The 23,526-nt window shown below is 38.3% G+C and carries 20 protein-coding genes; 16 read left to right on the top strand and 4 right to left on the bottom strand.

The window, feature by feature from the left end; translation table 11 throughout:
* Positions 1-4: 4 nt before the first annotated feature.
* Both ACFIJ7_RS02830 and ACFIJ7_RS02835 read right to left on the bottom strand, forming a co-directional pair.
* A complete protein-coding gene (locus ACFIJ7_RS02830) occupies positions 5-1,699 on the bottom strand; it encodes a tetratricopeptide repeat protein (protein ID WP_375635786.1) in 1,695 nt (564 codons plus the stop codon).
* A 95-nt stretch (positions 1,700-1,794) separates the two neighbouring features.
* A complete protein-coding gene (locus tag ACFIJ7_RS02835) occupies positions 1,795-2,871 on the bottom strand; it encodes a polyprenyl synthetase family protein (protein ID WP_375644561.1) in 1,077 nt (358 codons plus the stop codon).
* Between the two features lie 180 nt (positions 2,872-3,051).
* Here ACFIJ7_RS02835 and ACFIJ7_RS02840 point away from each other — a divergent pair, with 180 nt between their 5' ends.
* From ACFIJ7_RS02840 to ACFIJ7_RS02870, 7 genes are all read left to right on the top strand, one after another.
* Positions 3,052-3,840 carry a tRNA1(Val) (adenine(37)-N6)-methyltransferase gene (locus tag ACFIJ7_RS02840; RefSeq protein WP_375635784.1) on the top strand — a complete coding sequence of 263 codons (789 nt, stop codon included), beginning with the start codon at positions 3,052-3,054 and terminating at the stop codon, positions 3,838-3,840.
* Between the two features lie 191 nt (positions 3,841-4,031).
* Complete coding sequence (locus tag ACFIJ7_RS02845; RefSeq protein WP_375635783.1) at positions 4,032-4,880, top strand: S49 family peptidase; 849 nt, start codon at positions 4,032-4,034, stop codon at positions 4,878-4,880.
* A 240-nt stretch (positions 4,881-5,120) separates the two neighbouring features.
* Positions 5,121-6,029 carry a 4-(cytidine 5'-diphospho)-2-C-methyl-D-erythritol kinase gene (locus ACFIJ7_RS02850; RefSeq protein ID WP_375635782.1) on the top strand — a complete coding sequence of 303 codons (909 nt, stop codon included), beginning with the start codon at positions 5,121-5,123 and terminating at the stop codon, positions 6,027-6,029.
* Between the two features lie 198 nt (positions 6,030-6,227).
* Positions 6,228-6,869 (top strand): ribonuclease HII, encoded by a 642-nt coding sequence (locus ACFIJ7_RS02855; protein WP_375635838.1) that lies wholly within the window; start codon positions 6,228-6,230, stop codon positions 6,867-6,869.
* A complete protein-coding gene (locus ACFIJ7_RS02860) occupies positions 6,866-7,846 on the top strand; it encodes an L-threonylcarbamoyladenylate synthase (RefSeq protein ID WP_375635781.1) in 981 nt (326 codons plus the stop codon). Before ACFIJ7_RS02855 ends, ACFIJ7_RS02860 begins: the two co-directional genes overlap by 4 nt.
* Entirely contained in the window at positions 7,831-9,240 is a 1,410-nt protein-coding gene (locus ACFIJ7_RS02865) for an FAD-binding oxidoreductase (RefSeq protein ID WP_375644562.1), read from the top strand. Before ACFIJ7_RS02860 ends, ACFIJ7_RS02865 begins: the two co-directional genes overlap by 16 nt.
* A gap of 144 nt (positions 9,241-9,384) precedes the next feature.
* Positions 9,385-9,912 carry a DUF6101 family protein gene (locus ACFIJ7_RS02870; protein WP_012754813.1) on the top strand — a complete coding sequence of 176 codons (528 nt, stop codon included), beginning with the start codon at positions 9,385-9,387 and terminating at the stop codon, positions 9,910-9,912.
* Positions 9,913-11,074: 1,162 nt separating this feature from the next.
* On the opposite strand, the gene purD is transcribed toward ACFIJ7_RS02870, so the two are convergent.
* Entirely contained in the window at positions 11,075-12,349 is a 1,275-nt protein-coding gene (purD, locus tag ACFIJ7_RS02875; RefSeq protein WP_375635779.1) for a phosphoribosylamine--glycine ligase, read from the bottom strand.
* Between the two features lie 90 nt (positions 12,350-12,439).
* Between purD and ubiA the strand changes: the two genes are divergently transcribed.
* Positions 12,440-13,444, top strand: coding sequence for a 4-hydroxybenzoate octaprenyltransferase (gene ubiA / locus ACFIJ7_RS02880; RefSeq protein ID WP_375635778.1), 1,005 nt, complete (start codon positions 12,440-12,442; stop codon positions 13,442-13,444).
* 252 nt (positions 13,445-13,696) lie between these two features.
* Here the strand turns inward: ubiA and pdxH are convergent, their stop codons facing one another.
* A complete protein-coding gene (pdxH, locus tag ACFIJ7_RS02885) occupies positions 13,697-14,320 on the bottom strand; it encodes a pyridoxamine 5'-phosphate oxidase (protein WP_273787902.1) in 624 nt (207 codons plus the stop codon).
* Positions 14,321-14,613: 293 nt separating this feature from the next.
* Here pdxH and ACFIJ7_RS02890 point away from each other — a divergent pair, with 293 nt between their 5' ends.
* From ACFIJ7_RS02890 to ACFIJ7_RS02925, 8 genes are all read left to right on the top strand, one after another.
* Positions 14,614-15,516 (top strand): DnaJ C-terminal domain-containing protein, encoded by a 903-nt coding sequence (locus tag ACFIJ7_RS02890; RefSeq protein ID WP_012754817.1) that lies wholly within the window; start codon positions 14,614-14,616, stop codon positions 15,514-15,516.
* Positions 15,517-15,644: 128 nt separating this feature from the next.
* A complete protein-coding gene (fabI, locus tag ACFIJ7_RS02895; RefSeq protein ID WP_273787904.1) occupies positions 15,645-16,463 on the top strand; it encodes an enoyl-ACP reductase FabI in 819 nt (272 codons plus the stop codon).
* Positions 16,464-16,611: 148 nt separating this feature from the next.
* Complete coding sequence (aroC, locus tag ACFIJ7_RS02900; protein WP_375644563.1) at positions 16,612-17,700, top strand: chorismate synthase; 1,089 nt, start codon at positions 16,612-16,614, stop codon at positions 17,698-17,700.
* A 15-nt stretch (positions 17,701-17,715) separates the two neighbouring features.
* On the top strand, positions 17,716-18,819 hold the full coding sequence (gene ribB / locus ACFIJ7_RS02905) for a 3,4-dihydroxy-2-butanone-4-phosphate synthase (protein ID WP_375644564.1): 1,104 nt from the start codon (positions 17,716-17,718) through the stop codon (positions 18,817-18,819).
* Positions 18,820-18,826: 7 nt separating this feature from the next.
* On the top strand, positions 18,827-19,081 hold the full coding sequence (locus ACFIJ7_RS02910; protein ID WP_273787907.1) for an exodeoxyribonuclease VII small subunit: 255 nt from the start codon (positions 18,827-18,829) through the stop codon (positions 19,079-19,081).
* A gap of 237 nt (positions 19,082-19,318) precedes the next feature.
* Positions 19,319-21,226: a 1-deoxy-D-xylulose-5-phosphate synthase gene (dxs, locus tag ACFIJ7_RS02915; protein WP_375644565.1), complete on the top strand. Its 1,908-nt coding sequence runs from the start codon at positions 19,319-19,321 to the stop codon at positions 21,224-21,226.
* 16 nt (positions 21,227-21,242) lie between these two features.
* Positions 21,243-21,986, top strand: a complete 744-nt coding sequence (locus ACFIJ7_RS02920; RefSeq protein ID WP_375644566.1) for a TlyA family RNA methyltransferase — start codon at positions 21,243-21,245, stop codon at positions 21,984-21,986.
* On the top strand, positions 21,983-23,236 hold the full coding sequence (locus ACFIJ7_RS02925; protein WP_375644567.1) for a class I SAM-dependent RNA methyltransferase: 1,254 nt from the start codon (positions 21,983-21,985) through the stop codon (positions 23,234-23,236). The genes ACFIJ7_RS02920 and ACFIJ7_RS02925 overlap by 4 nt, the downstream gene beginning before the upstream one ends.
* Positions 23,237-23,526: the final 290 nt, after the last annotated feature.

The following is a 23,526-nucleotide window of genomic DNA, read 5'->3' on the forward strand; positions in this document are numbered from 1 at the left end:
TCGTTTATTGCAAACCAAATTTCAACTTTTCTTGAATTTGTTCAGAATTTTCTGGTTTTCCGTCAATTGCGTGGTTCCATTGAAAGATTGCTTCACGTTTACGTCCAACTTTCCAATAGGCATCACCTAAATGATCATTCAGTGTTGGGTCCTCAGGTTGTAATCTGACAGCATTTTCTAATATTTGCACTGCTTTATTATATTCTTTTAGCTTATAATAAGCCCACCCTAAAGAATCGAGAATATGACTGTTGTGAGTTTGCAAAGCGGAAGCTTTTTGCAGCATACGGAGCGATTCTTCAAGCTTCTCACCACGTTCTACAAGGGAATAGGCTAAATAATTAAGAACCTGCGGCTGGTTTGGAAAAAATTCAAGCGATTTTCTCAAATCAATTTCTGCTTTTGGCCATTGCTTTAAACGTTCAAAAGCAATACCACGCTGATAAAAGAGTTTCCAATCGTCCTGCTGAAAGTTTTTTATCTGGGCAATAGCGGTGTCTAGAGTTTTAATGGCCTCAAGAAATTTATTGTCCTGCATATAAAAAGCAACGAGCGTTATCAAAATATTACGATCATTGGGAAATTTTTCATTTAACAATGTGAGTAATTTTATTGCTTCTTTGTAATTATTGTTATTGGCAAGAAGGAATGCAAGATGAAGTTGTCCATCTTTATAATAAGGAGATTTAGGGGATAAAGCGCGATAAAGTTTAATTGCTTTATGAGGATCACTCAATTTAGCAGAAATGTGTGCGAGCTGAAACAGTGTTGCGTCATTTTGAGGGTATAAGGCGAAAGATAATTGCTTAAAAATACGTGCGATTCGCCCTGAGTTTTTGTGGTTGAGGGCTGTTCCAAAATTATATAATACCTCGGCTGCTCCTTGTTGAGGTGTTTTAATAACTCTCTCTAAGAAAGAGTTTTTTTCAATTTTTTCTCGAAAGTTTTTAAGGACTTCTCGACCTGACAACATTTGTTCGCCATGTTGGATTGTTTGAAGAGCTTGGTTACGCATATTATGGCGCAATTGGAATGAGGCATAGGCTATGATAATACGTTCATAGGTATTAGGAGCGATAAGAGTCCCCTGTTTGTTACTAAGTGCTTTAATGAAATATTTTTTTGCATCCTTTGGCTGTTCTGCAAGGTCGCTCATAAGTGCTAGATGATAAGATATAAAAAGGTCATACCAGACAGGACCTTTGAGTTTCTTAAGATCAGCGATTGCTTGAGATTTTTGTCCAGATCCAAATTTAATCCAAGCACCGATGAGTTCAGGTATTGGATTATTGGATTTCGGAGGTTCTTTTGATTGTAGAAGAAAATTGGCATTCTTATAGTCTTTTTTGATGAGACTTTCTACTGACAAAGTTAAGGAAACAAAGGGAGTTATAACATCTTGCTCTTTGAGTTTTTGGGCTTGTTGGACAGCTTCTTTAAAGTTTCCGACCGAGAGCATAGCTTCAAGGAGCTCTTTTTGTGTTTCAATGTTATCAGGTTGATAAACGAGTGCTTGTTTAAAGTAATTGATAGCAAGTTCTGTTTTATTTTCATGATTTGCAACCCTTCCAGCTAAATAAGCACCTGTAAATGAGCTTGTATGAATTGCGGTGCTTATTTTACTGTAGGTGGGGAATGGCATCAGCATGATACCCACGATAAAGAGGGTAAAAATTCGGGATACCGTTGCAGAGCACATGGAGCTAATCCTTTTCAAGATAATCAATCGATGGTGTTGTTTATAGATCATATCTCATTACTTTATTGAGAAATACTGCGATTCTTGCAAAGAATTCAGTTTACGCGCGCAATACAAAATTCAACAGTCTCAACGAGAGCATTGTAAGCAAGATTTTCGTTCATGGGAATAAGAGCATCAATTGCATGTTTTCCGTAGATGCGTGCTTGTTCTATTGTATCTGTGATACTATCATACTTTTCTATTAAGTGTTGCGCGTATGCGAAGGCTTCATTATTGTTATTGCCATCTTCAAGTGCTTGTTTCCAGAAATTTTTTTCTACTATATTTCCACGTTCATATGCGATAATAACAGGCATTGTTATTTTTCCTTCTCTAAAATCATCCCCTATATTTTTTCCTAAGCTTTGAGCACTACCGCTATAGTCAAGTGCATCATCAATCAATTGGAAAGCTAAACCTAAAGATGTTCCATATTCACGTAATGAAGAACGCTCTTTATGTCCATAGCCAGCAACAATCGGTCCTACTTCAGCGGCTGCTGAAAAAAGTGCGGCTGTTTTGGCATTGATGATTTTGAGATAGTCTGAAGGGCTGGTTTTGATATTTTTTGCAGCAGAAAGTTGCATAACTTCTCCTTCAGCAATAATTGCAGCAGCGTTCGCTAGGACAGAGAGCGCTTCTATGGAACCGACATCGACCATCATTTTAAAAGCCTGACCCAACAGGAAATCACCAACAAGTACGCTTGCTTGATTCCCCCAAATCATCCGTGCCGTGGATTTTCCACGTCGCAAATTACTTTCATCAATCACATCATCGTGTAGTAATGTTGCTGTATGCATAAATTCAACAGCTGTTGCGAGTTTTATATGCCCGTCACTTTGATAACCGAACATATGAGCAGAAGCGAGCGTAATCATTGGGCGTAATCGCTTTCCACCTGATGAAATAAGATGGTTGGAAATTTCAGGGATCATCTCAACCTCTGATTTTGCCATAGAGAGAATAAATTGATTTACGCGCTCCATATCTTTTTGAGTAAGATTGACAAGAGATTGAAGAGAAATTTGATTATTTCTTATTTGTTCTGGTTTGATAGCTGCGCTCAATGTGTTTACTCCTAGAGTATTGCAATGGACATATATAAAATTTACTTTATTTACTAGCATAAAGGGGGTTTGTGTTTGACTCAAGCTTTTGATGGCGCTTTGAAGTGTAAGCTTGGAATGTTATTGGCAATAAATGTTCTTTAGTGAGTGTAATCTTGTTGTTATGAAATAATAAAAAAATTTAAAATAGCAGCTGAATGGCAAAAATGCAGTTTATAAAGGTGAACATTAGGCTTTTAAATGGATAAAACAACGAATCAGAGTGGTGAAACAATTGATAGTTTTCACCGCGGAAAATTTTATTTGGTTCAACCCCATAAATATGGTCATCGTTCTGGAATGGATGCGATGTTATTGGCTAGTTTGGTTCCAAGTAATTTAAAGGGCAAGGTTGTTGATTTAGGCGCAGGTGCTGGAGCTGCAGGGTTGGCTGTTGCTTCGCGTTGTCTGAAAGTTCATGTTACTTTAGTTGAACGTTCAGCTTTTATGGTATCTTACGCTCAAAAAACGCTTATGCTAAAACAAAATGAACAATTTGCTAGCCGAGTTTGTTTGCTAGAAGCAGATGTTACCTTCAAAGGGAATGCCCGTATAAAAGCAGGTTTGATAGATAATAGCTTTGATTTTGCGATTATGAATCCACCTTTTAATAATCCTACTGATCGCAAGACACCTGATAAACAAAAATCTGAAGCACATGTTATGTCTGAAGCGATGTTTGATAACTGGTTGCGGAGTGCAGCGGCCATTGTTAAGCCAGGTGGATACTTAGGGCTCATTGCACGTCCACAATCGCTGACAGATATCTTGCGTGCTTTAGAAGGGCGTTTTGGTGATATTTGTATAATTCCTGTGCATGCACGTGCGAAAACAGCTGCAATTCGTCTTTTATTTTACGCAAAACGAGGAAGCAGAGCAGCTTTATCTATTTTACCGGCATTGGTTATACATGAAGGTAATGACCATACTTTTTCACCCCAAGTTGATGCAATTAATAATGGATATATAAGCTTGTGGGAACTTTTCTAATAGTATCTTGTGTTTTTTAGTTTATTATTTAAAGTCGAAACTTTGTTGTTAGGGAGGTTTGACTTTGGGTGAAATTATATTTCTGCTTGTAATGTGGGGATTGATTGGCGCTTTTGGATATTATCGCGTTCTTCCTCTTTGTTGTCCTTTCCTATTTAATTGTTCTTAATTTATAAGGAGATTTTGTTTTGATGGATTTTATTAAAAGTTTTATTCCACGTCGTTTTTCTTCCGATAAACTTGAAATTCCTGTGGTGCGCCTTCAAGGAGCAATTATGGATTCATCAGCGTCTATATCTCGTACCCTTTCCCTCAGTAGGTGTGCAAATCTTTTAGAGAAGGCTTTCGCACACAAAAAGTCACCGGCTGTTGCACTTATTATTAATTCTCCTGGTGGTTCACCTGTACAATCGCGTTTTATCTTCAAGCGTATTCGTGACTTGGCAGAAGAAAAAAATAAAAAGGTTCTTGTGTTTATTGAAGATATTGCAGCATCCGGTGGTTATATGATTGCTTGTGCGGGGGATGAAATTTTTGCAGATCCTTCTTCAATTGTTGGTTCCATTGGAGTGGTTTCAGCTTCCTTTGGTTTTCCGGAACTTTTGAAGAAAATTGGTATCGAACGGCGTGTATACACAGCAGGAAAGAACAAAGTTACATTAGATCCATTTCAGCCAGAAAAAAAGGCGGATATCGAGCATTTGAAATCTCTCCAACTTGAAGTGCATCAAACTTTTATCGATTTGGTTAAAGAACGCCGTGCTGAAAAATTATCAAATGATTCGAATCTCTTTACAGGAATGTTTTGGAGTGGAAAACAAAGCGTTGAGCTTGGTCTGGTTGATGGATTGAATGATGTACGTTCTGTTATTAAGGAGCGCTTTGGTAATGATGCAAAACTTCGACTTATTATGCCTCCAAAAAGTTTCTTAGGACCTAAAACGCCTTCAGGAGTGACGGCACATACGGTTTATACAGTCGTTGACAGTGCATTGATGGCAGCAGAAGAGCGAGCACTTTGGCAGCGTTATGGTTTGTAATGGAAAGGATTATTCAAGCCAGAGGGATTGTTATCTAAAAACAGATTCTAGAAGAAAAAAGGCTTGAAATGATACGAATGAGAACATGTCGTTTATTTTGTATGAGTGCTCTTTATATTTATTGTTTGTTTAGAAAACGATTAAGAATATTCCAAGCTGTTTATAGGGTTTGTGCTAATAAAAGTATGGATAAAAGGGGGAATTTGTAAAAGAACCCTATGTAGGTGAATATTACGTCATATGATATCAAATGTACAAGCTTCGTTCCAAGGACATTCCTATTTATTTACACCTATTAAATTGAATTTAGCTCTACATGTTGTGGGGCAACGTTCTGATGGGTATCATTTAATAGAAAGTTTGGTTTATTTTAGTCTTAGCGGTGATTGTCTACACTATGCACCTTGCGAAAATAATCAATTTGTTTTGACGGGACCGTTTGCAAAAGGCCTTGTGTCTCATTTAGATAATTTGGTTATTCGCGCACGGGATTTTATGCATAAGACTTTTCCTGAATGTGCTCAACCTGCTTTTTTTCGGCTTGTAAAAACATTACCTGTTGCTTCAGGCATTGGTGGTGGCTCAGGTGATGCAGCTGGGGTTATAAGCATGTTGCGTCAACAGTGGAATCTTGATTGCTCTTACCAAGAATTAGCAAAAATGAGCTTAGTTCTTGGTGCTGATGTTCCCATGTGCCTTTATGCATTAGAATATCAGCAGCCACTTTTGGTCAAAGGAATTGGTCAAGAGATGATACAACTAAAAGGAGCCTGTTCTCTTGCAATAGTATTGGTTAATCATGGACAAGAGATTTCAACACAAACTGTTTTTAAAGCGTTAGAGAAGCGTCATAATCCTTCTTTAAAAATTAATACAGATTCTTTAAAGAGTGTTGATTCATTGGTTGAAGCTTTACAAGAAACGCGTAATGATCTTTTTTCTTCTGCATTAAAAATAGCACCTCAGTTAGCTGAAGTGTTATCTGTATTAGATGAATGTGGGGCTCTTTTTTCCCGTATATCTGGAACGGGAGCAACTTGCTTTGGCATTTTTAAAAATAAACAAACAGCGCAACAAGCAGCTCTTTTTATCAAATCAATGCACCCAAATTGGTTTGTAAAACCTATCATGACTTTAGGAAATATTTGATAAATAAATATAAAAGCTTTTATTTCGTCCTGATTTTATTATACACAGTGAAAGAGGGTAACCAAAGAAATGTATTTTTTTATCTTTTGTGCAAGAATTCGCATAATGTTTGGAGAGCCATTTAAAACTGTAATGCTTGCAAAAAATGATCAGGCTACAGAAATAGATGTATGTTTGTTGTATTGTGATTTATCAAAGATGTTTAATGTTCCGCTTCAACCAAATTTTTCGTGCGAATTGGATTTGCAAAAACAGGGTTTTTTTCATATAGCAGGTGTTGATGAAGTAGGACGGGGGCCTCTCGCTGGACCTGTGGTAACGGCAGCAGTTATCTTGGATAAAGACCATATTCCTAATGGGTTAAATGATTCAAAAAAACTTTCTTTTCTCCAACGAAATAGACTTTATCATGAAATTTTGCAAAGTGCATTAGCGGTTTCAGTCGCTAGTCTTTGTGCTCGTACAATTGATCAATCTAATATTAGAAAAGCAACTTTAGAAGCAATGCGTCGCTGTATTATAGGGTTAGCCATTCCAGCCCACTATGTCCTTGTTGATGGACGTGATATTCCTTCTGAGTTGTCCTGTCCTGCAATGGCGTTGATTAAGGGCGATCAGCGTTCGGTTTCAATTGCAGCCGCATCTATTATTGCGAAAGTAACGCGTGACAGGATGATGGAGTGTGCAGGACAAGTTTATAAAGGGTATGGTTTAGAGAAGCATGTAGGTTATGCAACACTAGCGCATCGTACAGCTCTTGATAAATATGGACCAATTATAGGATTACATCGTTATAGTTTTGCACCACTAAAAGAGTGTTATAGAAATGGTGTGTCATGACGATTCTACCACTCAATAGTGCTTCGATAAGAGAGGCAATAGCGCTTCTTAAACAAGGGAAGTTAGTAGCATTACCAACGGAAACTGTTTATGGATTAGCGGGCGATGCAACCAATGGGAGGGCAATTTCTTCTATTTTTTCTACAAAGAGTCGTCCGCAAATTAATCCTCTTATTGTGCATGTCAGCGGCATCGAAATGGCGGAACGTTATGTGAAAATTGACTTTCTTTCACGCCAATTAATGGAGGAATTTTGGCCAGGGCCTTTGACATTGGTTTTGCCTTTAAAGGAACAGCATAATATTCATCCTTTAACAACCTCTGGTTTGAATACCTTGGCTGTTCGTTTTCCAGACAGTCGTTTTGCGGAAGTAGTACAACATTTTGGCCGACCACTTGCTGCTCCTAGTGCGAATCAGTCGGGGCGTCTTAGCCCTACTTCAGCTGAGGCTGTTTTTGCATCTTTGGGGGAATCTGTTCCTTTGATATTGGACGGAGGACCTGCTAAAATAGGGCTTGAATCAACGATTATTAAGATTTGTGATGAAAATATTTATCTTTTGCGTCCAGGGGGGCTTGCGGCTGATAAAATTGAAGAAATTGTGGGGAAGTCTTTAAAACGGATAGATCAAAGGGCGGCGATTGAAGCTCCAGGGATGTTAAAGTCGCATTATGCTCCCAATGCTACGATTCGTTTGAATGTAGAAAAGGTGGAAAATGGTGAAGCGCTTTTAGCATTTGGTTCAAAGCGCGTTATGGGGGCTGAAAATGCCGTTTCTATTTTAAATCTTAGCGAAGATGGAAAGTTGGAAGAGGCAGCCTTTCATTTATTTCAATATATGAAGGAATTAGATTCATTTAAAGTGAGATGTATCGCAGTAGAACCTATTCCATCATACGGATTAGGGGAGGCGATCAATGATCGTCTTATACGGGCTGCGGCTCCAAAGGAGAAACAAACATGGAGCAGAAATTAATTGAGGGGTTTAGAGAAATTGTTGGTGCTAAGCATGCTATAACAGATCAAGCGTTGATTGCACCGTATTTGCTTGAAGAGCGTGGGCTTTTTCATGGAAAAACACCTTTACTTTTACGTCCATCTTCTTGCGCAGAGGTCTCATCGATTATGCAGCTAGCGAGCAAAACACGCACACCGATTGTGCCACAGGGTGGAAATACAGGGCTTGTGGGGGGACAACAACCAGATGAAAGAGGAGGGAGCGTTCTTTTATCCATGGAACGATTAAATAAGATTAGAACTATAAATCTTGAGGGAAATTTTGTTGTTGTAGAGGCAGGTGTTATTTTACAGGATTTACAGAAAAAAGTGGATGAATCAGGTCGTTTTTTCCCTCTTTCTTTGGCTTCTGAAGGTTCTTGTCAAGTAGGGGGAAATCTTTCGTCGAATGCTGGAGGGACAGCTGTTTTAGCCTATGGCAATATGCGTGATCTTTGTCTTGGTTTGGAAGTTGTTTTACCGGATGGCCGTATTTTAGATGATTTGCGTTTTGTTAAAAAAGATAATAGCGGTTACGATTTGAAAAATCTTTTTATTGGTGCAGAAGGCACATTAGGTGTTATAACCGCAGCCGTTTTGAAGATGTTTCCAAAAATAAAAGGAAAAGCTGTTGCTTTGGTGGGATTATATAGTCCGGCGAAGGCTTTAGAGTTTTTATCTCTGGCTCAAAAATATGGAGGAGGGATGTTGACAGGTTTTGAGCTCATGGGAAATCTCAGTTTGCAAATGGCTTTAGATTATAAGATGTGTGAGAAGCCTCCTCTTCAGCGGAAGCATGAATGGTATGTATTAATGAACATTTCATCATTGCAAGGCGATGATGAGGCGTTATCAGTACTGAGTATTATTTTAGAAGAAGCTTTAAAGAATGCGGTGATAGAAGATGCAATTGTTGCACAATCTTTAAAACAGCAAGATTTTTTTTGGCAGTTGCGTGAAAGTATATCCTATGCACAAAAGTTAGCAGGAGGGTCCATTAAGCATGATATTGCGGTCCCACTTGCTTCTATTCCTGATTTTATTGCTGAGGCAGCGCTTATTGTTGAAGATATTGCTCCAGGAGCACGGGTGATTTGTTTTGGACACATGGGCGATGGAAATTTACATTATAACATTACACAACCTGTAGGAGCTGATACGATGGTGTTCTTGCAGTTATGGTCAAAAATGAATCATCGCATTCATAGTTTAGTGATGGACTATAGAGGTGCATTTTCTGCTGAGCATGGAATTGGTCAGCTTAAGCGCGAAGAACTTCGTTCTTTTAAATCGCCTGTCGCATTGGATATTATGCAAGGGATTAAAAAAACGCTCGATCCTTTAGGGATAATGAATCCCGGAAAAGTATTATAATTCAAGAATAGTGATCATGTATTTTTGTTTAGATTTTAATAACCAAAAAAGAAACCAGTTGTTTTTTATTCAAACTTTTAATAATCCAATGAGAAAAAGCTGCTAAAGGGTGTATGTTATTTAAGATAAATTGGGATAATGTATATGGCTAATCAATGCTTTAATCAGGCAAAAGCGGTGCTTGAATTTCGGTTAGATCCGTGCCATTTGCCACAAACGACGACATATTTTTCATCCAAAACGGGTAATCAGGTTATTTGTTCGTTAAATGAGCGTGGTGTTTCTTTTAAAACGGATATGCCTTCAAGCTTATCGCATTTAATACCCCCTTATCATTTCCAAGGAATTGCAGCACGTACCGTGAAAACGCGTTCAGGAGAAAGAGCTGTTGCATTAGAATTACTTCATGCCGATGAGGAAGCTTGTATACCGCTTTTGGTTTCCAGAGATTTGAATAATGTTCTTCTGGATTGGCGATTATGGGCGGATACTTATGGACTCCCCATGCTTATGATCAATGAAGATAATCGCATTCTGGTTGTAAAAGATCGTTCTGATTTACATCGTTTTTTTGGTACAACAGCACATTCTAAACAAAAGCGTTTTTTACTTCGTTATAGCAATCCGTTAGGCTTGCGTTTGGTGATTGCGAATCGAATTGCACTCCAGTAATATTAATATGCATTCATTTTTGTACTACCGTAAGCATTTATCTTGTTGTGCCGTAAAACATCGTTGTTTGGGGCGGTAATATAAGGCGTGTAAACTTCACACATGAAGTATTTTTAGAGGACATGGCGAATATTCTTAAGTTTGCTTGTCGATCTTTGTGTAAGTGAAGCATATGAGTAGGAACCAAGAGGAACCCGCTCAATGAGAATCCGGACGTTTACAGATGGGATTTGGTGTGACTTTTGGTTCTTTAAGGCAAAGAGGAAGTCAATGATTGTAAATGAGAGTTTTTTGACACCATACATTGGCAGCAGGAATCGGTTATGTTAAACGCTTTTCTCGGAGAGGTAAAAACGGCTTTCATAACAATAGAAACCGTTTTTTTGGCGGTGTAATTTTTGGTTTTTGCCACATCATTAAAACACGAGCAGATTGCTGGAAGTGTTTTTTACTTTTTTATAAATCATTTCTCCATGTTGAATGAGAGCTTTGAATATTGCAAAATATTCTTACTTCATCTCTCTCCTATAATCAAAATCATTTTTTTGCACGTTATAAGAAGGGGTAGAGTGTGGATAAAAATCATTAAAAAAGAGTAAACACTCTCTGATAAAGCGTTTAGATAGAAAGGGTTATCGTAATATTGGGAGTTGGAAAATACAATGATAGTATCGGTTTTTATCTTTATTTCAGAAAGATGGCAGAATGGATTTATACTATTTGCAGGTAGTGTCGTAAAATGGGAGTGACGAGCATGAGAGATATTGTTTAAGAATTTGTACGTGAATAACATCAGTATCTTTTTTTTGGCATTTTATTTTTCGTAAAAGCGGAATTTCATTAAAAAACGCAATAAATAAGAGAAATGATAGTATATATGTTTTTCTTCAGGGTTTTATAAGAAAGAAAGTATTTATAAAGATGATGAGAAAATACGTTTAAATTAAATACAACAGTAAAATGATCAGTTTATATCACAGTGTTATATTCAGAGAAATTTCCTATTTTATCATGAGTAGATATCCTATTTACAATATTTGATTGTTCAAAGGAAAGCACACTCATTTTTTCAAAATTATGGTCAACGTAAAACAGTAAGAAAATTTGTGTATCATGCTCTTATATAAAATAATCAAATCGGAAAAAAGAATATTCAAAGGATTTAGTTTTCTCGCGCAATGGCTCTCCATCCGATATCACGACGAACAAAACCTTCTGGCCAATCAATACAATCAACAGCTTCATAAGCACGTTTTTGTGCGTGCGTAATCGTTTTTCCTGTTGCTGTTATGTTGAGGACACGTCCACCATTTGCAATGAGTTCTCCATCACGCAATACTGTACCAGCTTGAAAAACTTTCACATCGGGAAGATTGTTTACTTTATCAACGTTACGGATAACAGTACCTTTTTGGGGAGAGTCTGGATAACCATTGGCAGCCATAACAACGGTGAGAGCAGTTTTTTCAGACCACCGAAGAGGCTTATTTTCAAGTTTTCCTTGAGCTGCAGCAAGAAAAATTGGCAAAATGTCATCTTTGAGGCGCATCATTAAAACTTGACATTCAGGATCACCGAATCGTACGTTAAATTCAATTAATTCGGGTCCTTTTTGCGTTATCATTAATCCGACGAAGAGAATACCTTTAAAGGGGGCGCCCATTTCTTTCATGCTTTTTAAAGCTGGTTCAACAATTTCTTTGAGGGTACGATTCACTATTTCTTGGGTCATGATGGGCGCTGGTGAATAAGCACCCATACCACCGGTGTTTGCTCCAATATCGCCATCACCTACACGTTTATGGTCTTGAGCAGAACCAAAAGGAAGAGCAACTTTACCATCACAAAGGCAGAAGAAGCTTGCTTCTTCACCTTCAAGAAAAGATTCTACAACAATTTTGTTTCCTGCATCTCCAAATGCACTTTTGAAGCAGGCATCGACTGCGTTAAATGCTTCTTCCATAGTTGTTGCAACCACGACACCTTTGCCAGCTGCTAAGCCATCAGCTTTAATAACAATGGGAACACCTTGTTGATGAATGTAAGCTTTAGCTTTAGAGGCATCATTAAAGCATTGGTAACTTCCTGTAGGAATGTTATTCTTACGACATAAATCTTTTGTAAAAGCTTTAGAACCTTCTAGTTGAGCAGCTTTTTGAGTAGGACCAAATACACAGATGTTAGCGCTATTAAGAGAGTCTGTTATACCCGCAACCAATGGTGCTTCTGGTCCTACAATCACAAGATCAATAGAATGTTTTTTACAAAAATCAATAACAAGGGGATGGTCATCAATGTTTAAATTAATATTTTCACCAAATTCTGTTGTTGCAGGGTTTCCAGGAGCACAATATAACTTTGTTAGCAGTGGTGATGCAGCTATTTTCCATGCTAAAGCATGTTCTCGTCCACCTGAGCCAATAAGAAGAATATTCATTGCTTGCTCCTCTCATAAAAGATGATTAATCTCATCTCCTTCTCATAAGAATGAAATGTCTCTATCGCAAGACCAAAGGTAAATCATTTGATGAAAAAAAATAAAAATATCGCGCATGTTCAATCCTGTGAGAGTCAGGGACGGGTTATGGATGCATCTTCCAAACAATGGGTCTACAATTTCCTTCCCTGTTCTTTATGGTTTTATGCGCAATTGGCGCGTTGGGATCGGCCTATCGGATGGCAATTGTTGATGTGGCCTTGTTTTTGGTCAACAACAATGGCTTTTTTCTCTTATAACATGCATTATGATACTCTTTTATCAATGTTTCTTCACTGGGTTTGGTATCTTTTTCTTTTTTTTCTGGGATCTATTGCTATGCGAGGGGCAGGATGTACTTGGAATGATCTTATTGACCATAAAATTGATGCTCAGGTAGAAAGGACACGTTCTCGCCCATTGCCGACAGGTCATGTGAGTCGGTTTCAAGCAAGAGTTTTTATACTTATGCAATGTTTGGTTGGTTTAGTCGTTTTATCACAATTTAATAGGTTTAGTTTTTTTCTAGGTATTTCGTCATTGATAGCTGTTGCATTTTATCCTTTTATGAAACGCGTAACATATTGGCCGCAGTTTTTTTTAGGCGTTGCGTTTAATTGGGGGGCATTAATGGGGTGGGCTGTTGTCTTTGGAAGTTTAAGCTGGGCACCAATCTTGCTTTATGTGGGATCAATCTTGTGGACCATAGGATACGATACAATCTACGCACATCAAGATAAAGAAGATGATGCTACTGTTGGTGTCCGTTCTACGGCCCTTCTCTTTGGTAAAGGAACCAAGCGTGCTTTAGTATTTTTGTATGGTGGTTTTGTGGTGTTCGTTAGTTTAGCATTTTATTTAGCTGGAGTCCCTGTTCTTAGTTTTTTGGGGATTTTTGTGGCAAGCATCCATATGTTTATTCAAATTAAAGTCATTGATATAGATGACAGTTCACAATGCCTCAGGCTTTTCAAATCTAATTCGCTTATTGGTTTTGTGATTTTTGCTGGTTTGGTATGTGGGGGTATATGGACGATATTTTATCCTGCGGTCTAAAAATAAGTTAGCTAAAATCATAGTTTCTGCTGAATACAGTATTTTCTTTTAAATAAGCTTGTTGCTAATCTGTTTTAAGCAATACAGTAGAAAATATTACCAATCAACTTTTACAGTGAAAATGAATTACAGTGAAAATGAATTTCTTCTATTTAAATAAAATAAATCATCTTCTTTTAGAATTTTTCAAATAAAAAATACTTGTTTAACTGTTGGGAAGAAAAAATCTTTATAACGATGAAGTTTGAAGGATTAGGGATAAAGTTTTTGTCTTTTCCAATCGCTGTGTTCAACACAATCGCGTGTAAAAAGCAGACGATCATGTAAACGAAATGGGCGATCGCACCAGAACTCTATAGAAAGGGGTTTAACACGAAACCCAGACCAATAAGGTGGTCGTGGAATATTGCCTAGAGCATAACGCGCAGTATATTGAGCAATTGCTTTTTCGAGCACAAAACGATTGTCTAAAGGTTGAGATTGTTTAGATGCCCATGCACCAATTCGACTACCACGTGGTCGCGATTGGAAATAGGCATCGGCTTCCTGTTGACTTACTTTTTCAACAATTCCTCTAATTCGGACCTGACGACGGAGCGATTTCCAATGAAAACCTAAAGATGCTTTCATTGATTTTAAAATTTCTTGTCCTTTACAGCTTTCATAATTGGTATAGAAGACGAAGCCTTGGGGACTGTAGTCTTTGAGGAGAACCATACGAACATTAGGGAGTCCTGTTTCGTCAACTGTTGCTAATGCCATAGCATTTGGATCATTTATTTCACTTATCGTTGCCTCTTCAAGCCACTTTGCGAAAAGTTCAAAAGGTTTTTGCATTTTCATAAAATGATCATCTGTTGGTATTTTGTTGCTCATAGTTTCTCCAAATATCAGTGAGCATGGGCGAGGCATTTTCTCATTTACTTTATCATCAAAAAGCCAATGCTATTGTGTATTTCTATGGTAGTTTAATTATTTTTACTTTAGCATAGGCTACAATGAGCTATATTAAATAAATGTCTCATTTTATCTGGTATTTTAGTTTATTGATAGACATATAAAAAGGAAAGAAGAAATTATTCTCTAGAATAGACTGATGAAGATATAAGGGATATTGAGCAACGGATCAGTTGATATTTTGAAAACGAAAAAATTGAAAAGAGGGCAATATGCGTGATCCCTACACGATTCTGGGTGTGGCACGTACCGCAAAATCGCAAGAGATTAAATCGGCATTTAGAAGATTAGCAAAGAAGTATCATCCAGACCATAATAAAGATGATACAAAGGCTAAAGAAAAATTTGCTGAAATTAATCAAGCTTATGAAATTATAGGTGATAAGGATAAAAAGGCACAATTTGACCGCGGTGAAATTGATATGGAAGGAAAACCGCTTTATCAAGCTTATGGTACTGGTGAAAATTTTAGCAATAAACAAAATCCCTTTTCAGGAAGAGCAAAGGGATTTGATTTTTCCTCTTCAGGTGGTGCAGGTTTTGATGCGAGTGATATTTTTCGGGATCTGTTTGGAGGAGGTAGTAGCTTTTCGAATTCCACACACTATAACCGTCCCCAACAAGGAGCACATGTTCGTGCTAATCTTGCCATAACATTAGAGCAGATGGTTGGCGCAGAAAAGGTGGAAGCTGTTTTTCCAAATGGAAAAAAGTTAAAAATTAAACTTCCAGATTATATTGAAGACGGACAGACTATTCGTTTAAAAGGTCAGGGAGAAGAGGTACCTCTCGGGCAAGCAGGAGATGCGTTGATAACCATTCAGATTCAAAAACATCCTCGTTTTCGGGTTGAAGGAAGAGCACTTCATCTTGATTTACCAGTTTCTCTTAAACATGCTGTTTTGGGAGCAAAAGAAGAAGTTGAGACGTTGGAGGGACGTGTGGTTTTAACGATTCCTGCTTGGTCAAGTTCTGATCGCGTTTTACGGTTGAAAGGAAAAGGGCTTCGTTTAAAAAATGGTACAAGAGATGATCTTTATGTGCATGTTCGCATTATGTTGCCGGAAGGTGAAAATGCCGCGCTAGAACAGTTTTTGCAAATGCAACAAGATTAATTTTAAAATTTTTTATATACAAAAGCGTAGTTTTTGTTTGATTTTAAACCAATTGCTTGAAGAAAAAGTTGACCTGTGTCATAGGCAGATGAATAATATTAATTTTAAGTAACAATGGGGCAGTGCTGATGGCTAAGGGTAATGGTTTATTGTACGGTAAGCGTGGTTTAATTTTGGGGTTGGCCAATAATCGCTCCATCGCTTGGGGAATCGCTAAAGCGGCAAGTAGCGCAGGGGCAGAGCTTGCTTTTACCTATCAAGGTGAAGCAATGAAAAAGCGTGTTGAGCCTTTGGCTGAAGAATTAAAGGGGTTTGTTTGTGGACATTGTGATGTTTCTGACAGTGTCTCTATTGATACGGTCTTTAGAGAAATAGAGAAGAAATGGGGAAAACTCGATTTTTTAGTTCATGCTATTGGTTTTTCTGATAAAGACGAATTAAGTGGTCGTTATATTGATATCAGCGAATCAAATTTTATGATGACCATGAATATTTCCGTTTATTCCCTAACAGCTCTAACGAAGCGTGCAGAGAAATTGATGCCAGATGGTGGGTCAATCTTGACACTGACCTATTATGGTGCAGAAAAGGTTGTTCCCAATTATAATGTAATGGGGGTTGCCAAAGCAGCTCTTGAAGCGAGCGTGAAATATTTAGCGGTAGATTTAGGTCCTCAAAATATTCGTGTTAATGCTATATCTGCTGGACCAATTAAAACGTTAGCGGCTTCTGGTATTGGTGATTTTCGTTATATTTTAAAATGGAATGAATATAATGCTCCATTACGTCGTACGGTAACAATTGAAGAGGTTGGTGATTCTGCGCTTTATTTTCTTTCAGATTTGTCTCGTTCTGTTACCGGTGAAGTCCATCATGTCGATTCGGGTTATAATATCATAGGTATGAAAGCAGTTGATGCACCAGACATTTCTGTCGTTAAAGAATAAAGTTTGGTTTATAGGATTTTATTGGACAGCAGTAATTTGACCAACTTTAAAGTGGCTAAGGGTATTTGGGAGCAAAGAGCTACCTTTTTTATAGCACACAACATACGTTGTCGTTGTATATATTTGACAGAGAAACGGATCTTTTTTCATGTCGCATAATACATTTGGTCATTTGTTTCGTGTAACAACATGGGGTGAAAGTCATGGTGCTGCTCTTGGTTGTGTCATTGATGGTTGTCCACCTGGAATTATTTTTACTCTTGCAGAAGTTCAAGCTTATCTTGATAAACGCAAACCAGGACAATCAAAATATACAACGCAGCGCCGAGAACCAGATGAAGTAGAGGTCCTTTCAGGAGTTGTTGTTCAAGACGATGGGACAACATTGGTGACGACAGGTACACCAATTTCTCTGTTGATTCGAAACACAGATCAGCGTTCGAAGGATTATAGCTCGATTGCTCATCAGTATCGTCCAGGACATGCGGATTATACTTATGATATTAAATATGGCATTCGTGATTTTCGAGGTGGGGGACGTGCTTCAGCACGGGAGACGGCAGCACGTGTTGCAGCTGGTGCATTTGCTCGTAAAATCGTTCCTGGTTTGATTGTACGAGGAGCAGTGATAGCAATTGGTCCTCATAATATTAATCGTGATCGGTGGGATTGGTCAGAGGTTGATAATAATCCTTTTTTTACAGCTGATGCAGAGATGGTTCCCATTTTTAGTGATTATATCAGTAAACTCCGTAAAGAGGGAACATCTGTTGGTGCGGTTGTTGAGATCGTTGCAGAAAATGTTCCGGCAGGTTTAGGAGCCCCTATTTATGCAAAGCTTGATCAAGATATTGCATCGTTACTTATGTCGATTAATGCGGTAAAAGGTGTGGAAATTGGTGATGGTTTTGCGGCAGCCCGCCTGAGGGGAGAAGAAAATGCCGATGAAATGCGAATGGGAAATGATGGAAAACCGCTTTTTTTATCCAATCATGCTGGTGGTATTTTAGGGGGAATATCGAGTGGACAGCCAATAGTTGCACGTTTTGCTGTAAAGCCTACTTCATCAATTTTAACGCCTCGTCGCTCCATTGATGTTGATGGTCATGATATAGATGTTATAACGAAGGGACGTCATGATCCATGTGTTGGGATTCGTGCCGTTCCTGTTGGTGAAGCGATGGTTGCTTGTGCTATTGCTGACCATTATCTAAGACATCGCGGTCAAATTGGGTGATTGAAAAGGTGAACAATGGCGTATGATGAAAAAAAAATTGTTTCTGCACTTAAAGCTTTTGAACGCGGTGAAATTGTTGTGGTGACAGATGATGATGACCGTGAAAATGAGGGTGATTTAACTGTTGCTGCAGCGCATTGTACAGAAGAAAAGATGGCGTTTATTCTTCGTCACACAACAGGTATTGTGTGTACACCTATGCCAAAAAAAGAAGCACAACGGTTTAATCTTGCTCCTATGGTACCAGATAATAACTCTGCACATGGGACGCAATTTACTGTTACTGTGGATTTTAAACATGGGATAACAACGGGTATTTCTGCACATGACCGCACATTGGCAGTTCGTAATCTTGCTAATCCAAATGCTGGTGCTCACGATTTTGTCCGTCCAGGACATATTTTTCCTTTGATTGCGCATGAAGGGGGGGTGCTCATGCGTTCAGGTCACACGGAGGCCGCTGTTGATTTATGTAAATTAGCTGGTTTGCCACCAGTTGGTGTTATTGGTGAGTTGGTCAATGATGATGGCAGCGTTAAACATGGCGATCAGATCATGAAATTTGCACAAGAACATCGGTTACATATGATAACGGTTGCAGATTTAATTGCTTACCGCCAACGTAAGGAAATATTGATCAAGCATGTTGGAGAAATGCCTATTGAAACATCTGTAGGTCCCGCTATTGTTCAAAGTTATCAATTCCCTTGGGAAGCCGTTCAGCATATTGCAATTGTTTTTGGTGATGTCCGTGAGGGTGAGGATATTCCTGTGTATTTACATCATGAAAACATTATAAATGACGTTTTTTGTCAATCTTCAGATATTATGGTGGTGATGCGGCGTATGATGGAAAAAGAAAAACGTGGCGTATTTATTTATTTGCGTAAAGGATCTGTTATGCAATCAACTATTGATATTCAAAATATGGCAAGAGACAGTTCAGAAAACCATGTGCAGGCAATTGAACGCGAAGAAGAATGGCGCAAAATTGGTTTAGGATCACAAATTTTAAAATATCTAGGAATAGGCTCTGTTATTGTTTATGCTGCTAAAGAGCATCATTATGTAGGTTTAGAAGGTTTTGGAATTCGTATATCCAGAACAGATATTTTTTGAGGTTCATATGAAAAAAGAGATACAAGAGGGGGATATTACGACCTTAAGCTTTGAGCAAGCGCTTAAGCAACTTGAAGTTATTGTCGAAAATTTGGAACGTGGCGATGTACCTTTGGAACAATCCATTGATATTTATGAACGCGGTGAAGCGCTTAAAAAGCATTGTGAAAAACTCTTAAGAGTTGCTGAAGCTAAAGTTGAAAAAATACAGCTTTCAGAAGACGGTTCTCCAGAAGGAGTAGAACCACTTGATGCTAAATAATATTAAATATTTTGGATATTTATTGTGAAACGAGGAGATATAATAACCTTTTTTATAGAAAATTAAATCGATTGATTTCTTTTTTATAAAATAAGTAAAAAATGAGGAAATTATAGCTCATCTCAAATAGAAAAGAACATTTTTCAGTAAAAAAGATGCAAAACTGTAAATAAGAGTAGAGAAGATATATTTTTATCGTTGCGTTTTCTTGAGTTAAGATAATAGAAAGGTTTTTTTTTGTCTCAGGTCTTAACACCATTGCTTGACAGTGTTCGTTTTCCGCAAGATTTGCGGGCATTGCCTGAGTCTGATTTGGTACAGTTGGCTGATGAGTTGCGGACTGCAACAATTGATGCGGTTTCTGTAACAGGTGGTCATCTTGGGGCGGGACTTGGTGTTGTTGAGCTCACTGTTGCATTACATTATATTTTTAATACACCAGAGGATAGGATTATTTGGGATGTTGGTCATCAAACCTATCCACACAAGATTTTAACGGGGCGTAGAGAAAAAATTCGCACATTACGTCAAGAGGGCGGATTATCAGGTTTTACAAAACGTTCAGAAAGTGTGTATGATCCATTTGGAGCGGGTCATTCGTCTACTTCTATTTCAGCGGGGCTTGGCATGGCGGTGGCAAGTGCTTTGAAAGCAGAGACAAGACGCAATATCATAGCTGTCATCGGTGATGGTGCAATGTCTGCGGGCATGGCTTATGAAGCAATGAACAATGCTGGTGCTTTGGATGCACGCTTGATTGTTGTTCTTAATGATAACGATATGTCTATCGCACCACCTACAGGTGCTATGAGTGCACATCTTGCACGATTAGTATCTCGTCCTTCTTATCGTCATTTGCGTGAACGCGTAAAGATGTTGAGCGAAAAATTGCCAAAGTTTTTTTTGGATAAGGCGCGTCGTTCAGAGGAATTTGCGCGTGGACTTTTGGTTGGGGGAACTTTATTTGATGAGCTTGGCTTTTATTACCTTGGCCCCATAGATGGGCACAATTTGGGGCATTTATTGCCTGTTTTAAAAAATGTTCGTGAATATCCTAGTGGTCCTGTTTTGGTGCATGTTGTCACACATAAGGGAAAGGGATATCCACCTGCAGAAGCCTCACCTGATAAATATCATGGTGTTAATCGTTTTGATGTCACGACAGGAAAACAGGTTAAAGCATCAAGTAATATTCTACCCTATACCAAGGTATTTTCTAAAGCTTTAATAGAAGAAGCTCGCCATGATGATAAGATTGTTGGCATAACAGCAGCGATGCCAACAGGGACAGGTCTTGATTCTTTTGCGAAAAAATTTCCTGAAAAAATGTTTGATGTTGGTATCGCTGAGCAACATGCCGTAACTTTTGCGGCAGGACTTGCTTGTGAAGGGTACAAGCCTTTTGTTGCAATTTATTCTACTTTTTTACAGCGTGCTTATGATCAAATTATTCATGATGTATCAATTCAAAAATTACCGGTACGTTTTGCTATTGACCGTGCAGGTTTTGTGGGGGCAGATGGTGCAACACATGCTGGAAGTTTTGATATTGTTTTTTTGTCCACTCTTCCTAGGTTTGTTGTTATGGCACCTTCTGATGAGCTTGAACTGATGCATATGGTGCGTACAGCTGCAGCTTATGATCAGGGACCAATTTCTTTTCGTTATCCACGTGGTGAGGGCATTGGTATAGATTTACCGCAACGTGGTGAGTTATTAGAAATTGGAAAAGGGCGTGTTCTGCGTGAAGGAAATAGGATCGCTTTGGTTTGTTTTGGAACGCGGATGTCAGAAGTGTTACAAGCTGCTGATGCATTGGAGGCTGAAAGATTATCTACGACGGTTGCAGATGCACGGTTTGCGAAACCTTTAGATAAGGATTTGATGTGTCGTTTGGCACGTGAGCATGAAGTATTGGTGACAATTGAAGAAGGGGCAATCGGTGGTTTTGGAGCGCACATATTACAATTTTTAGCGCAAGAAGGGCTCTTAGAGCATGGTTTGAAAGCTCGTACACTAAAACTTCCTGATGAGTATTTGAATCATGGTGCACCAGAAAAAGTTCTTTCACGTATCGGACTTGATGCTATGGGTATTGTCAACACGGTTTTTGCTGCTTTAGGCCGCGAGATTCGAACAGGATAAAAAATTCGAGTATGATATGGCTGCCAGAAAAAGGCTCGATATTCTCTTAGTTGAAAAAAACTTTTTTACGACACGTTCACGCGCACGTGATGCTGTTATGCGTCAAACTGTTAAAGTTAACGGCGAAATCGTTTTTAAAGCTGGGCAAATCGTTTTTGATGATGCAGAGATTGCTGTTTGTGATCCAGCGCAGAATTATGTTTCTCGGGCAGCGTTAAAATTGATTGCTGCACTTGATGCATTTCCGATTATAACAGATAAAGTGACGGCCATTGATGTTGGTGCATCAACAGGTGGTTTTACACAAGTTCTCTTAGAGCGTGGATCGGCTCATGTAATTGCCGTTGATGTTGGGCATCATCAATTTGATAAACGTTTATTGGGCAACAGTGCTATAACGTTATTAGAAGGCTTGAATGTTAGAGATTTTCAACATAAACATTTAGGTGGGCGAGAAATTGATCTTATCGTTTCAGATGTTAGCTTTATTTCTCTCAAACTTGCATTGCCTCCCGTTTTGTCTTTAGCCAAGAAGGGTGCCCAAGCTGTTTTACTGGTAAAGCCTCAGTTTGAGGTTGGTCGTAAACGCTTTAGCAAGAGGGGAATATTAAATCCATCAATAGCTAAAGAAACTGCTGAGGCGCTTTTTGTTTGGTTAAATACACAAACAGGGTGGAGTGCAAAAGGTTTAATTTCTTCCCCTATTACAGGTGGTGATGGCAACGTGGAATATTTACTATTCGGAGAAAAACAAGAGTGAGTGACAATGTCATAATCGACCATATCGGAGCAAATGGGTATGGTACTTCTAGGACGTCTCACGGCTTCGTTTATGTTCCTTTTACTTTACCAGGAGAGTGTGCTGAAATTACTGTTCATGGAAAATATGCAACATGTATAGCATTAAAAGAAAAATCATTAGAACGCATTGATACTCTTTGTCAGCATTTTGGAGAATGTGGAGGGTGTACTCTTCAGCATTGGCATATGGATGCTTATCGCGTATGGAAACAACAATTGGTTGTTGATGCGCTTAAAAAGTATGGACTTAATAATGTTGTTGCGCCTTTAATAGAATGTAAACCTTATAGCCGACGGCGGATTACTCTAACAGCATCTATGACCCCACAGGGGCAAAAAGTTGGTTTTAACCGTTATCTCTCTCATGAGATTGTAGCTCTTGAGGAATGTCCAGTAAGCCGTCCAGAGCTTATTTCTCAGTTGCATAATATTAGAGAGCTCTGTGCTTTTCTAAGCAGCTCTGCCAAACGGTTTCATGTTACAATAACACGTGTTGAAAATGGTTTAGATGTTGCTTTAAGCGGTTGCATTGTACACCATGAATCACTTCGTCAGAAAATGATCAGTGCTGCTCTTTCATATGGGATTATACGTTTATCTGTTGACGGTGAAGTTTTGGTTGAACGAGAAAAACCAGAGATTTACTTTGGAGATGTCCGTGTTGAATTTCCTTCTGGTGGTTTTCTTCAAGCAACTTGCGAAGCTGAAAATATAATGGGCAATATTATTTTGACTCATTTACAAAAAGCAAAGAATGCTGTTGATTTGTTTTCAGGGATAGGAACATTTACCTTGCGTATGGCAAAAAAGATGAATGTTCATGCAGTAGAAGATAATGAAGATGCATTAAGAAATCTAAATACAGCAGCACGTTTTGCAACTGGTTTAAAAACGGTCACTTGTGAAAAACGTGATCTTTTCCGACATCCCCTTTCTGTAAAGGAACTTGAGTGTTTTGAGAGTGTTGTTTTTGATCCTCCCCGTGCTGGTGCAGAGCAACAAGTACGTGAATTAGCGAAGACAACAGTATCACGTGTTGTGGCAATTTCCTGTAATCCTACTACATTTGCTCGTGATTTATCTCTTCTTGTTGCAGGGGGGTATACAGTAGAAAAAATCATACCGATTGATCAATTTTTATGGTCACCACATGTCGAAATTGTTGCTGTTTTGAGCAAAAAGAAAAAAAAGAAAGCTTGGAAGCTTTAGCCTAAAATTTTTTAATGCCATGAAGACTTTTTTAAAAGTTTACTTGAGTATTATTATAAAAATCTCTCCAAAATTTCTCTATAATAATAACCTTTTGCTCGTTGAATTAAGAGCACTGAATGTAGAAAGTGTTTTTTATTTTAAACTTTTTTATTATGAAATATAAAAGGTAAATTATCCCACACAAAAGACTAATGTATTACGAAGAAGATGTATCTGAACAAGCCGGTGCTAGTGTTATATTTGCCATCTCTCAATGTTTCTACAACTCTTGGTACTTGAGAGGGGAC

Source organism: Bartonella sp. MR100HLJHH (assembly GCF_042194215.1).
Taxonomy (GTDB): Bacteria; Pseudomonadota; Alphaproteobacteria; order Rhizobiales; family Rhizobiaceae; genus Bartonella; species Bartonella grahamii.